This is a genomic window from Rosettibacter primus, from assembly GCF_036860675.1.
GTDB lineage: Bacteria > Bacteroidota > Ignavibacteria > Ignavibacteriales > Melioribacteraceae > Rosettibacter > Rosettibacter primus.
In genome coordinates, this window is sequence record NZ_JAYKGK010000003.1 from 258,874 (window position 1) to 272,659 (window position 13,786).

Genomic DNA, 13,786 nt, shown 5'->3' on the forward strand with positions numbered 1-13,786 from the left:
ATCCTGATAGAATTTCATGCATCAACATTTTTAGGTGCAAGAAATTTATTGTAAAGAAGCAACCCAACAATTGTGAGTAATCCAATAGAACTAAAAATTATCCAGAGCAGTGTTGGATTTTTAAGATTATCAACAAAATGCACATAAAGATTTGCTCCAAGTATTCCACCAATTCCACTTCCCAGTACACCATATAAAAATGCATATCCAAGATAGAGTGCCTTTTTATCTTCCGGGGCAATTAATCCAACATAACTAATAAATTTAGGATGTGCAGTCATTTCTCCAATTGAGAAAATGAATATTCCAGCAATAAAAACAAATGGATGAGTTGATATAGCAAGAATTGCCATTCCAAGAGTTCCAAGAGCAATACCACCAATCATTGTTGGAAGAGCTTTTTTATTCTTAACAAAATTTGAGATAAAAATTTGAAGAATTATTATTGTGCCGGCATTTATTACAGTAACATGTTCAACATCAAATTTCCAGTTTGGATTCGACACAAAAATTGACAGGAACGAATTTACAAGATTATTTACAGGTGTGGTATCAACATAATCTTTTACATACCAGAGGACCGTATCAAATTGCTGGAAATATAAAATCCAGAATCCAGAATAAATTACAATCATAATGACAAAACGAAAATCACCAAGAACCTTAAACATATCAATCAAAACATTCTTTAATGTTTTAGTGCTTTCGGGTTTATCTGGTTCTTTATAGACAAAAAGATTTAATAGTAAAAGCCAGCCAGTTCCAACTGCTGCCATTATAAAAATATATTTCCATGAAATTTGTTTAAGGATTGGAACAAGAATCAATGGAAACAAAAATGCCCCAAGATTGATTGACCAATAATAAATTCCAAAAGCAAGTGTCGAATTTGATTTATCCGTTGTTCTTGCTATTGTTCCGGAAATAATCGGTTTGAAAAAACCAGCACCAATTGCCATTAAAATCAAGCTCATAAATACAAGAACATAAGAAGTAAATAAAGAAGTAAGAAAGTATCCAAGACTCATCATTACAAAAGCAAACATTAATGTTTTTCTGTAACCAAATCTATCTGCTATTGCACCTGAAAGTATTGGAAGAAAATAAAGCAGAGGTGTTATTGTACTTTTAATTATTCCAACACTTTCTTTAGAAAAACCTAATCCTCCTTCATTAGCATTCAAAATAAGATAGACAGACAATACAGACATAACTCCATAGTAAGACCCGCGTTCAAAAAATTCCATTACTATTACAGTCCAGAAATTTTTTGAGAAGGCTTTAAGGATGCTGACTTTAGAAGTAGAGCTAAAATCCATAAATCTCCACTAAATAATGAACGGATGAATTACTATTCATTGATTATACAATTTAGAAAGAAATAACCAATTACTTTGTAACAAGTTCTTTATCATTAATATGAAGAAGTTCTTTTTCAACTTCTCCTACAACCACATTGCTTACAGATTTTGTTTTCTCGGATAAATAAGAATAAATAACCGGGATTACAAACAATGTTAATATTGTTGAAAAAATTAAACCGCCAATTACTGCAATTCCCATCGATACTCGACTTTCTGAACCAGCCCCAAGTGCAAGTGCTATTGGCAATGTTCCAAGTATGGTTGAAAAACTTGTCATTAAAATAGGTCTCAAACGTAAACTTGCTGCTTCTTTAACTGCTTCTATTACTGAAAGTCCCTGAGCTTTTTTTTGATTTGCAAATTCGACAATTAAAATTCCATTTTTAGTTACAAGACCAATTAACATAATTTGACCAATCTGGCTAAAGATGTTTAATGTTTGATTAAAATACCAGAGAGAAAATAGAGCTCCTGCAATTGCAAGTGGAACAGTAAACATAATTATTAATGGGTCTCTAAAACTTTCAAATTGTGCTGCAAGAGTTAAATATATAAGAATCAAAGCTAAAACAAATGTAAAAAGAAGGCTGGAAGAACTTTCAACAAAATCTTTTGATGCACCTTCAAGAGCAGTAGAAAAGTTATCATCAAGAACCTTTTTAGCAATTGCGTCCATTGCTTTAATTCCATCTCCAATTGTTTTGCCAGGGGCAAGACTTGCAGAAAAGGTTGCGCTTACATATCTATTAAATCTGTAAAGTTGAGGTGGATTACTTCTTTCTCTCATTGTTATAAGATTATCAAGTTGAATCAATTCACCTCGATTATTTCTTACATATAAAGAAGCAAGGTCTATTGGTTTATTTCTATTTTCACGAAGGACCTGGCCAATTACCTGATATTGTTTTCCATTCATTATGAAATAACCAAATCTTTGACCGCTGTAAGCAAGTTGAAGTGTTTGAGTAATATCCATTGCAGTAACACCAAGTTCTCTTGCTTTTGTTCTATTGATTTCAACTACAATTTCAGGTTTATTGAATTTCAGATTAACATCAACATTTGCAAATGTTGGGTCTTCCTGAGCTGCTTCAAGAAATTTTGGGACAACTTCTTTTAACTTTTCAAAGTTTGGAGCCTGCACAACATATTGAACCGGAAGTCCTCCTCTCCTTGTTGAAATCGATTGACTTTGAACAACAAAAGAACGTGCATCATTTAATTTTCGCGTTATGCCTGTAATTTGTTCAGCAATTTCCTGTTGAGTTCTTTTTCTCTTAGATGCATCAGTAAGAACCAATCTGACAAATCCACTATTTGCACCACTTGCTCCACCGCCTCCTGCAGTAACAGAAATAATTGCTTCTGCTTCTTTTATTGAATCCTGAAGAATTTTTGTCATTTGCAAAATATATCTGTCCATCATTTCGAATGATGTTCCTTCAGGCATAGTAGATTGAACACGAATTTCTCCTCGGTCTTCAATTGGTGCAAGTTCTGATTGCAGATTCGTACCAATTAGATAAATTACTACAATTGAAACAATCATAATGAGAAAAGCAAGCCATCGTCTTTTCATAAAATTTTCAAGTGCATTTCGATACGAATTTTCAATCCATTCAAATAATGGTTCTGTTTTATAATAGAACCAGCTATGCTTCTCTTTCGATTTCAGGAATCTTGAGCTTAACATCGGCGTCAATGTAAGAGCAACAAAAGCAGATATTATTACAGAACCAGCAATAACAACTCCAAATTCTACAAACAGCCTTCCGGTTATTCCGCGCAAAAACATAATTGGAAGAAATACTGCTGCCAGTGTAATAGTTGTAGATATAACTGCAAAGAAAATTTCTGATGAACCCTTTGTTGCTGCTTCTACCGGATTCATACCCTGTTCTATTTTTTTGTAAATATTTTCAAGAACAACTATTGCATCATCAACTACAATTCCAATAGCAAGCACCAAACCCAAAAGTGTAAGTACATTAATTGAAAAATTTGCAAGATACATTATGAAAAACGAACCTATTAAAGAAACGGGAATTGCAATTATTGGGATTAATGTAGTTCTCCAATCTCTCAAGAAGAAAAATATAATTAAAATAACCAATGCAAAGGCAAGTAAAATTGTTTCTTTAACTTCTGCAATTGAATTACGAATATATTTTGTTACATCGAACCCAACACCAAGTTCTACATCTGGAGGCAAATCTTTTTTTATCTGTTCAATACGTTTGTAAAATTCATCAGCTATCTGAATATGATTTGCACCAGGTTGAGGAATTAGAACAACTCCAACCATCGGAACACCATCTCTTCTTAAAATAGAGCGGTCGTTCTCAGGATATAATTCTGCATATCCAATATCTTTAAGGCGAACAATTGCACCATTGGATTCTTTGATGATAAGGTCATTAAAATCATCAACTGTTGACAATCGGCTCAGAGTTCTAACAGTTAATTCTGTATTGCTTCCTTCAATTCTGCCGGATGGCAATTCAATATTTTCTCTGTTCAATGCATTTCTAATATCAAGTGGAGTAACACCATGTGCTGCAAGTTTAGAAGGGTCCATCCACAAACGCATTGAATATCTGCGTTCCCCCCAGATATTAACCTGGCTTACTCCTGGAATTGTCTGCAATCTTTCCTTAAAAATATTTTGAGCAATATCAGTTAATTGAAGAAGATTTTTTTTATCACTTTTAATATTCAAGAAAACAATTGGAACTGCATCAGCATCTGCTTTGGATATCGTTGGTGGGTCAACATCTTGAGGAAGACGTGCACGTGCAATTGATACTCTATCTCTTACATCATTTGCAGCAGCTTCAAGGTCTACAGAAACATCAAATTCTACTGTGATTACACTTCTACCATCACGACTTACTGAAGTCAAAGAACGAATTCCTGCTATTCCATTAATTTGTTCTTCAAGTGGTTCTGTAATTTGAGATTCTATAACATCAGCATTTGCTCCAACATAGCTTGTTGATACTGTAATTATTGGCGGGTCAATGCTTGGATATTCTCTTACTCCCAAAAAAGTATAACCAATAATTCCAAATAAAACAATTGTAAGCGACATTACAATCGCAAGAACAGGTCTTCTTATACTTATTGATGATAAACTCATACTAATTTTTTCTCTTTGTTATCAAACATCTTTTGAAGACAATTAATTCACTAAATTTAATTTCACCCTAATATTTGGTTTTAATTGAATAATACCAGAGGTTATTAATGTATCACCTGTTTTAAGACCATTTAATATTTGAACTTCTTTTTCTGTTCTAATCCCTGTTGTAACATACTGAGGTATGGCTCTTCCATTTCGATAAATAAAAACTTTTTCACCTTCAAAATCTGGGACAACCGTTTCCGATGGTACCAATATTGCATTATTAAATTCCTCAAGAACAATATCTATTTCCACATAAGCTCCGGGTGTTAGTTCGCCTCTTTCATTAGGTATTAAAGCACGAGCTTGAACTGTTCTTGTATTCTGGTCTATTTTTGGTTCAACTGCATAAATCTTTCCTGTATATACTTTTCCAGTTGAAGATGATTTAACATATATTGTTTTACCTTCCTTAATCAAACCAAAATATTTTTGAGGAACAGAAAAATCAACTTTAATTGGATTAATATTTTGAAGTGTTGCAATTTTTGTTTGTGGAGATATATAACTTCCTACACTTACAGAACGCAATCCAATTATTCCATCAAATGGTGCACGGATCTCTGTTTTTTCGATTTGTGCTAGAGTAAATTCAATATCTGCAAGAACTGAATTAAGTTCACCAAGTGCAACATCATATTCTTGCTGACTTGTGAGATTCTTCTCGAGAAGTTGTCTATATCTGTATTCTTTATCCCGAGCTAAAGTTTCTCGAGATTTATTTTTCTTTAATGTTGCTTGAAGTTCTGCATCGTTAATCTTAACAAGAAGTTCTCCTTTTTTTACTTTTCTTCCTTCTTCAAATAAAATCTGAGTAATCTTTCCAGTAATTTCACTTCTAACTTCTACTTCTTCGTTACTCATTAATGTGCCATTGGAAAAAATTTTATTCTGCAAATATTTTGGTTTAATTATAATACCATTAACAGTTAATGCTTGTAATCTTGGATTTTGAGAAGGCGCATCATCATTCTTGCTTTTATTTAATATAAGCTTAGGTAAAATTAAAATAACAAGTAAAATAACGATTACAGTCCCGATAGAAATACTTTTTATTTTTTTCATAAATAACCTATTTTTTAAAAAATGAGTTCACTCAAATTTATATGACTTTGACAAGTAAAGTTTTCAGTTAGATTAATTAAAAATAAATTCTTCATAAAAAATACTTGAATTATCTTTTTGAGAATTAGAGATGTTGTTTTGTAGATGATAGAGAATTTTTATGTTTTTGAATCATTATTTCTTGTTTTAAAAATTTTATAAAAACAATAATAAACAAGACTAAAAATTGCACCCCATGCAAGAAACATAAAGATGTAGCCAGAAGTTTTCATAACTAATTAATTTTTTATTAAATGAAATAAAATACTAAGTGAACTTAAACATAGTAGCCAAAAGTATCAATAATTTATCAAATAAAAAGCTTTGAATAATATAATATTTTTGTAATGAACTTTTATGTGCGTAATTAACTTATATACTTAAACCGAATTAAAAAACCTTCTGTCAAATAAGCGATTTCAGAAAAAATAAAGGTATTTTTATATGGCTAAAACTATTATCAAGATTTCTTTTGGATTTCTATTAATATCATTTTTTTCATATGCACAACCACGTCAAATGGGAAGCGGTGAAATAGTTGGTTATGTTTTTGATGCTTCTTCTTCTGTTCCAATGGAATTTGCAAATATTGTTTTATTTAGAGCATCGGACAGCACTCAGGTAACTGGAACAGTAACAAATTCTCAAGGTTATTTTTCTCTTGAAAACATTAGAAATGGAAATTATTATCTAAGAGTCAGTTTCATTGGATTTGAAAATACATTTATAAATCAAATACAGATAAGAGGAAACACAAAAATTGATTTAGGAAAAATTTATCTTAAACCAAAAACTATTCAAACAAAAGATGTTGTAGTAAGCGGAGAGAGAGCTCAAATATCTTATCAAATTGACAAAAAGGTTATTAATGTAAGTGAAAGTTTTTCATCAATTTCTGGAACTGCAGTAGATGTTCTGGAAAATATTCCTTCTGTTACAGTAGATATTGATGGCAATGTAAGTTTAAGAGGCAGCGGAAATTTTACAGTATTGATTGATGGTCGTCCATCTATTTTGCAAGGTAGCGAAGCATTGCAGCAAATTCCAGCAAGTGCAATAGAAAACATTGAAATAATCACAAATCCATCTGCAAAATATGACCCAGAGGGAACAGCAGGGATAATCAATATTGTAATGAAGAAAAATAGTAATATTGGTGCAAGTGGAATGTTGAATTTAAATGGCGGTTTGAGAAATAAATATGGCGGCGAAGCCGTTGGTGATTTTAAAAAAGACAATATACAAATAACACTTGGTGCAAATTATAATAACAGAAATATGTATATGAATTCTGTAGAACGAAACTGGACTAATGATGGAGTAAAAATATCATATTACAATTCTGACGGCAGAATGAATAGAAAAATGAATTTCTGGGGTCTGCGTGGAAATATATCGATTGACTTTGGCAACAATAATATCTCTTTAGGTGGAAGATTTGGAGGAAGGTCCTTTGGAGGGAACTCAAATAGAAATTATAGTGAATGGACTTCACTTAATGAAATTCCTTCAAATTACTTAAGCTACACTGATGATAATCGTTCAGGTGATTATTATGCTTTCTTTACAAATTACACTCACAAGTTTGAACAAAAAGGTCACGAGCTATCTGCTGAAGCTTTTTATAGTTCCAGTCAATCAAACAGTGAATCAACAAACAAATTATTTAATGTAAATAAAATAATAAATGGAAAACGAACAGAAGAAGATGAACCAGAGAGTGAATTTAGAACTAAAATTGATTACACACTTCCGCTCGGTTTAAACAGAAAATTTGAAGCAGGATACCAGGGAATAATTGAAAAATCGGGCGAAGACCATAAATTATATGATTTTAACATAACTTCGGAATTATTTGAATTTAATCCCCAGTATAGTAATAAATCAGATTTCTCAAGAAATGAACTTGCATTTTATGCAATTTACTCAGATAAAATTTCTTCTTTTGGATATCAGCTTGGTTTTAGAACAGAATACACAGGCATTAAAACTGTGTTAAACGAAACTAATCAAAGTTTCACTATAGACAGATGGGATTATTTCCCAACAATTCATTTGTCATACGAAATTGTTCGTGGACATCAAGTAATGTCAAGTTACACTAGAAGAATTAATCGTCCTCGTGGCTGGGATTATGAACCATTTTATACATGGATGGATGCTTACAATGTGCGAGTTGGAAATCCATCTTTGCTGCCTGAACTTATTGATTCATACGAACTAAGCTACCAAGCACTATTAGGAAAAACTGTCTTTTCAATTGATACATATTACAGAGTAACAAACAATAAAATTGAACATGTTCGCTCGGTCTATTCAGAAAATGTTAATCTTGAATCTGTTAAAAATGTTGGCAAAGATTACTCATTAGGAACAGAGTTGTTCTTTAATTTTGATTTAATAAAAAACTGGAATGTGAATTTAATGGGTAATTTATATAATTATAAAATCGAGGGAGATTTAAATGGAATTCCATTTTCACGTAATAGCTTTAATTGGAACTTAAGATTTAATAACAACATTAAATTGTTAAGTTCTACGCAGCTGCAAATAAATTTTATGTATAACAGTCCAACTGTATCTTCGCAGGGCAGGAGAGAAGGTTTTGTTTCAACAAACATTGGTATCAAACAGGATTTACTTGGAAAAATGTTAACAGCAACTTTACAGGTTAGAGATTTATTTGGTGCATCAAAATTCAAATCCGAAACACAATCATTTGACTTTTACAATTATCGTTCTGCAGAACGCGAATGGCCAATGGTTATGTTGAATTTGAGATTTAACATAAACAATTATAAAAATGAAAGAAGAGACCAGGAACGCCCGGAAGAAATGGAAATGAACGGAGACTACGAAAATTAACATTTCGAATTTTTAATAACAGGGGTTGTCTAAAAAGTAAGGCTTTTATAAAAAATAGAACACTGAAAACACAGATTTTAAAAGATTTTCACAGATCATAAAATTGAAAAATTACTTTTTAGACACCCCCATTTTTAAAAATCATATCAAAAGATTTTTGAACCTGCCATTTAATTACTCTTCAAAGTAATATTATTTGATAATAATTAATTTTTTTCAATAATCTTTTTTAAAAATTAAAAACTAATACTGTTATTGAACTCTTACTTTGGTTCTCACTAAATCTTTTTTTATCTTGACGATAAATTTATTTAATGCAAGCATTTATTTTGAATTAATCACCAAATAACTTTCGAGAAATATCATGAGAAACAAAAATTCTATTAAAATTTTCATACCCAATCTTTCTTACACAATCATATTAATTTTCTTTTTATTGTTTTGCACAGAATATCTTTTAGGACAATCAAAAAAATGGGTTGGCACATGGGCTACTGCACCTCAACTTGTAGAACCGAACAACATGCCTCCATCTCCAGGTCTAACAAATAATTCACTTAGACAGATTGTGAGGGTTTCCATTGGTGGTGATTCTATAAGACTTAAACTCTCTAACGAATTTAGTTACCAATCAGTTGAAATAAAGTCAGTTCAAATAGCTGCATCTACCGGAGGTAGTTCCATTGATGTATCAACAAACAAAGAGTTAACTTTTAATGGAAAATCAGAATTTACAATAAGTCCTGGAACCGCAGTTATATCAGACCCCATTGCATTTCCTTTAAAACCAAGAATGGATGTTGCAATCACAATTTATTATGGAAAAACATCATCAACTGTTACAGGTCACCCCGGCTCTCGGACAACCTCATATATAATTTCCGGAAATAATCCCGAAGTAAAAGATTTTACAGGTGCAGTTACAACTGACCACTGGTATAATATTAATGCAATTGAAGTTTTAGTTCCATCAAACTATGCATCTATTGCAATTCTTGGCAACTCGATTACAGATGGAAGAGGTTCAACAACAAACATGCAAAATCGATGGACTGATATTTTTTCAGAACAACTTCTCAAAGATTCAAGGACACAACACATTGGTGTATTAAATCTTGGAATAGGCGGCAACTGTGTGTTGTCACAATGTCTTGGTCCATCAGCAGTAAGTCGATTCGATAGAGATATTCTTGGTCAGTCAGGTGTACGATGGATTATTGTTTTTGAAGGAGTAAATGATATTGGAAGTGTAAAAACTTCAGAAGCAGCGAAAAACATTGCAAACAATCTTATTGAAGCTTATAAACAAATGATAGCAAAAGCTCATGCAAAGAATATAAAAATTTACGGTGCTACCATAATGCCATTTAAGGGAAATCAATATTACAATCAATATAGTGAAACATGCCGAAGTATTGTAAATCAATGGATTCGCACTAAAGGAAATTTTGATGCATTTATTGATTTCGATAAAATTATGCGTGACCCTCAGGATACATTAAGAATTATCTCTTCATTTCAGAATGATGGTTTGCATCCAGATGCTGATGGTTACAAAAAAATGGGAGAGTCTATTGACTTAAATTTATTTATAGGTGAAGATACAACTTTTCAACAGGGTAATCTCGAATATCTTTGGTTCGAAGCAGAAAGATTTGTCAAAGAAGGAAGCAATTATAATATTATATCCGATGCCGCTGCTTCTAATGGAAAGTACATAACTGTTCGCACTGGAATTCAATCTCTTAATTCTCCACCAGCCCTTCAGGAAGATTTGCTTACAATACCATTTAAAGTAGAATATGACACAACTTACAATGTTTTTGCTCGCATAAATTGCCCCACATACGATGACGATTCATTCTGGATAACTGTCGACAATAATCAATTTTATAATGCTAATGGATTAAAAACTAATGGCTGGGAATGGAAAAAATTAAACAGCTACGAATTATCAAAAGGATATCACACAATTCAAATTGGTTATCGTGAAGATGGTGCCTTCTTTGACAAACTTTGCATAACAAATGATATATCTACTCCAAGTGAACTTGGCGGAATTGATTCTTTAGTGATAGCTAATCTTATTCCTGGAGAATTACAATACGATTTTTTATTAGAGCAAAATTATCCTAATCCTTTTAATCCAACAACAACAATAAATTTTAGTATTTCAAGAAGTTCATTTGTATCATTAAAAATATATAACACTCTTGGAAAAGAAATATCTACTTTAGTATCAGAAAAATTGCCAGCGGGTATTTATTCAATAAATTGGAATGCTGAAAACTTATCAAGTGGAGTATATTTTTATAGATTAATTGCCGGCTCCTTTTCACAAACAAAAAAACTAATATTGCTACGATAGATTTGCCCTTCTCAAGTAAAAAAATTTTTTTGCTGGATAGATAATACGGTTCAATTTTTTTAATAAATATTTCAACTGATTGAAAAAGCCGGAAGGAGCAGAACAATTATAAAAAAAGCGACCCATAATTATATAGGTCGCTTAAAATATTTTAACAGATGCAAAAAAGAAAAATATTTATTGATTAATCTATCACAAAATTTCGATTAACTGAATATTGAAGTTCAAATCCTCGCCAGCTAATTCATGATTTGCATCTATCATTACACCATCAGGCAATACTTCAACAACACGCAAAGCAAGAATTTGATTATCTGCTGTCTGCATGTGAAGTTTCATTCCAACTTCTGGATTTAAATCCGGCGGAAGATTTGCATTGCTTATTTTGATAATCAAATCATCTCTTCGAGCACCATAAGCTTCTTCAGCCGGAATTGTGATGTCTATAGATTCTCCGGGCTGCAGACCAATAACAGCTTCTTCGAATTTTTCCAGAATTGTTCCATCGCCTATGGTAAACTCCAAAGGCTCACCGCCTATTGATGAATCAAATTGTTTACCATCTTTCAGCGTTCCTGTATAGTGAACTCTTACAGTATCGCCGCTTTTTGCTACTGCCATATTAAATTACCTCCAACGACTTTAAGTCGTTTCTTTTTGATTTGTTGTTAATTTGTTTATACCACTTTAGAAATTCTTTCAGTCCTTACAGAAATGATTTCCTTTTTTATGGATTTGTTAATAAACGAGTTGCAACAGCGTGGAATACAAAGTGAACGAGTAGCAACCTGCTCAAATATAAACAATTATATATTTATTAAAAATTTTATTTGAAAATTTTTTCACACGCTTTTTACAATAAAATATAAATCTACCTCTAATCGAAAGTTATTATTCTCCATTTTTCATAAACTCAAGTAGATATAATTATATATTTTTGTGAATAAAAATTTCTAAAAACGTATGCCAAGAAGAAAACATATCAAAATTGCTGAAGTTAGAACTTTTCAAAATGTTTTTGATTATAAACAGGAAAATGTCGAAGAAAAAATTATAAATTTTTTTGGAACAGCCAAACCTGTAACTTTAGAATTGGGGTGTGGACAGGCAGATTACTCAATTAATCTTGCTAAAATTTACGCTCATCGAAATTTTATAGGAATAGATAGAAAAGCTGCACGACTATGGAATGCATCAAAAAATGCAACTAAAGAAAATTTGAATAATGTGGCTTTCTTAATTGCTTATATTGAAAAACTCGATGAAATTTTCAAACAAATAAAAACCGATGAAATCTGGATTACTTTTCCCGATCCATATCCAAGAAGAAGCAGTATGAAAAAACGTCTTGTTCATCCAAGGTTTCTTGAAGTGTATAAAAAACTTTTATTGCCTGAAGGAAAAATATTTTTAAAGACTGATGACGAAACTTTATATTCTTACACATTAAAAGTAATTGAGGAAGAAAATTTAATATTGCATAAAGCTACAGAAGACCTTTACAAATCAAATTCACTTACCGAGGAAGAAAAAATTCAAACAAAATATGAAAAACAACATTTAGCAGATGGAAAAAAAATTAAGCTGATTTGCTTTTCGTTCAATAACTGAATCTATATCCTTTTAATTATTAACTCAATCTTATAATCTTCCTTTTTAATTTCTTTATCAATCTCGGGATAAGGCATTAATGAATTTAATTTGATAACATAATCAAACACCACAGCAGACTTAGGTTCTAAGGTTGTATGCAGCGAAGTTTGAGTAATTACATCATCTTTTGAAATACTAAGTTTTACTTCACCATCACCTGCCCATACACAAATTGCATAAAGTGGACATCTTGAATCTGCAGCAACATCATCAAAAGTTATTGCTATGTTATCATCAAGCAAAATTTCTTGTTTGTAGCTTAATTGTACCACAATAGAATCATTTAATTTAACAGAATATTTTTTTATTTCGGGAGATATAACACTATCATGTTCAAAACAAGAGGATAATAAAAAAGTAAATATGATTAAACTGCTGATGATTATTTTTTTCATATTAAATTCCTTTCATAATATCATTAATAAAAAATTTATTTGAATGATTTTATTTCATCATCAGTCAAATATCTAAATTTACCTTTTTCAAGATTTCCTAATTTAATCTGTCCAATTGAAATTCTGATTAATCTCAAAACATTAATTCCTAAATTCAACAGCATTCTTCTTATGTGCCTGTTTTTTCCTTCAACAAGAACAATTTCAAGCCAGCAATTCTTTTTACCACACCTTATTATCTTTGCACTTTTTACATTTAAAAATTCTCCATCTACATAAAAACCATTTACAAGTTTCTTAATTAAATCTTCATCTGCAATTTTGTCAATTTTAACATGATACTTTTTTTCAATGTAATTTTCTGGATTCAAAATTTTATTTGCCCATTGTGTATCGTTAGTAAAAAGCAGGAGTCCTTCGCTTGCTTTATCAAGTCTGCCAACTGGAAATATATAGGGCAAATTATAATTTGCAAAACACTTGAATACTGTATCACGATTTTTTTCATCAGACCTTGTTGTTATCAAACCACGCGGTTTATTCAAAGCAATATAAATTTTCAGGGATTCATTAATAACTTCCTCTTCTACTGATATTTTATCCTTGTTCAGATTAACTCTTTTATGAATATCCGTAATTATCTTTCCATTTACAAGTATTTTACCTTCAGCAATTAATTTTTCACCCTGCTTTCGAGAACAATAACCAAGTTTTGATAATGCGCGTGGAAGACTTACAATCATATTCAGTTAATTAATTGTCTTAATTAAAAATAACTTTTTTGTTCTATAAAGTTCAAAAATTCCCCCGCATTTTCGATTATTAAGTAGTAATCTACCATTTTTTGCGAGTG

The 13,786-nt window shown here is 31.2% G+C and carries 9 protein-coding genes; 3 read left to right on the forward strand and 6 right to left on the reverse strand.

Annotated features, from left to right (window positions below):
• Positions 1-14: 14 nt before the first annotated feature.
• The 3 genes from VJY32_RS05900 to VJY32_RS05910 all read right to left on the reverse strand — a co-directional run bounded on the left by VJY32_RS05900 (position 15) and on the right by VJY32_RS05910 (position 5,613).
• Positions 15-1,319 (reverse strand): MFS transporter, encoded by a 1,305-nt coding sequence (locus VJY32_RS05900; protein WP_353676972.1) that lies wholly within the window; start codon positions 1,317-1,319, stop codon positions 15-17.
• Between the two features lie 70 nt (positions 1,320-1,389).
• Positions 1,390-4,503 (reverse strand): efflux RND transporter permease subunit, encoded by a 3,114-nt coding sequence (locus tag VJY32_RS05905; RefSeq protein WP_353676973.1) that lies wholly within the window; start codon positions 4,501-4,503, stop codon positions 1,390-1,392.
• A 42-nt stretch (positions 4,504-4,545) separates the two neighbouring features.
• The gene (locus VJY32_RS05910) at positions 4,546-5,613 is read right to left on the reverse strand and encodes an efflux RND transporter periplasmic adaptor subunit (protein WP_353676974.1); all 1,068 of its coding nucleotides are present in this window, start codon (positions 5,611-5,613) and stop codon (positions 4,546-4,548) included.
• 483 nt (positions 5,614-6,096) lie between these two features.
• On the opposite strand from VJY32_RS05910, the gene VJY32_RS05915 reads away from it, so the two are divergent.
• Both VJY32_RS05915 and VJY32_RS05920 read left to right on the forward strand, forming a co-directional pair.
• Positions 6,097-8,517: a TonB-dependent receptor gene (locus VJY32_RS05915; protein WP_353676975.1), complete on the forward strand. Its 2,421-nt coding sequence runs from the start codon at positions 6,097-6,099 to the stop codon at positions 8,515-8,517.
• A gap of 364 nt (positions 8,518-8,881) precedes the next feature.
• Positions 8,882-10,885: a GDSL-type esterase/lipase family protein gene (locus tag VJY32_RS05920; RefSeq protein ID WP_353676976.1), complete on the forward strand. Its 2,004-nt coding sequence runs from the start codon at positions 8,882-8,884 to the stop codon at positions 10,883-10,885.
• Positions 10,886-11,077: 192 nt separating this feature from the next.
• Here the strand turns inward: VJY32_RS05920 and VJY32_RS05925 are convergent, their stop codons facing one another.
• Entirely contained in the window at positions 11,078-11,506 is a 429-nt protein-coding gene (locus VJY32_RS05925; protein ID WP_353676977.1) for an FKBP-type peptidyl-prolyl cis-trans isomerase, read from the reverse strand.
• A 342-nt stretch (positions 11,507-11,848) separates the two neighbouring features.
• Here VJY32_RS05925 and trmB point away from each other — a divergent pair, with 342 nt between their 5' ends.
• Positions 11,849-12,496, forward strand: coding sequence for a tRNA (guanosine(46)-N7)-methyltransferase TrmB (gene trmB, locus VJY32_RS05930; RefSeq protein ID WP_353676978.1), 648 nt, complete (start codon positions 11,849-11,851; stop codon positions 12,494-12,496).
• Between the two features lie 2 nt (positions 12,497-12,498).
• Here trmB and VJY32_RS05935 read toward each other — a convergent pair whose 3' ends face one another.
• Complete coding sequence (locus VJY32_RS05935; protein WP_353676979.1) at positions 12,499-12,933, reverse strand: hypothetical protein; 435 nt, start codon at positions 12,931-12,933, stop codon at positions 12,499-12,501.
• A 35-nt stretch (positions 12,934-12,968) separates the two neighbouring features.
• On the reverse strand, positions 12,969-13,676 hold the full coding sequence (locus VJY32_RS05940) for a pseudouridine synthase (protein WP_353676980.1): 708 nt from the start codon (positions 13,674-13,676) through the stop codon (positions 12,969-12,971).
• Positions 13,677-13,786 lie beyond the last annotated feature (110 nt).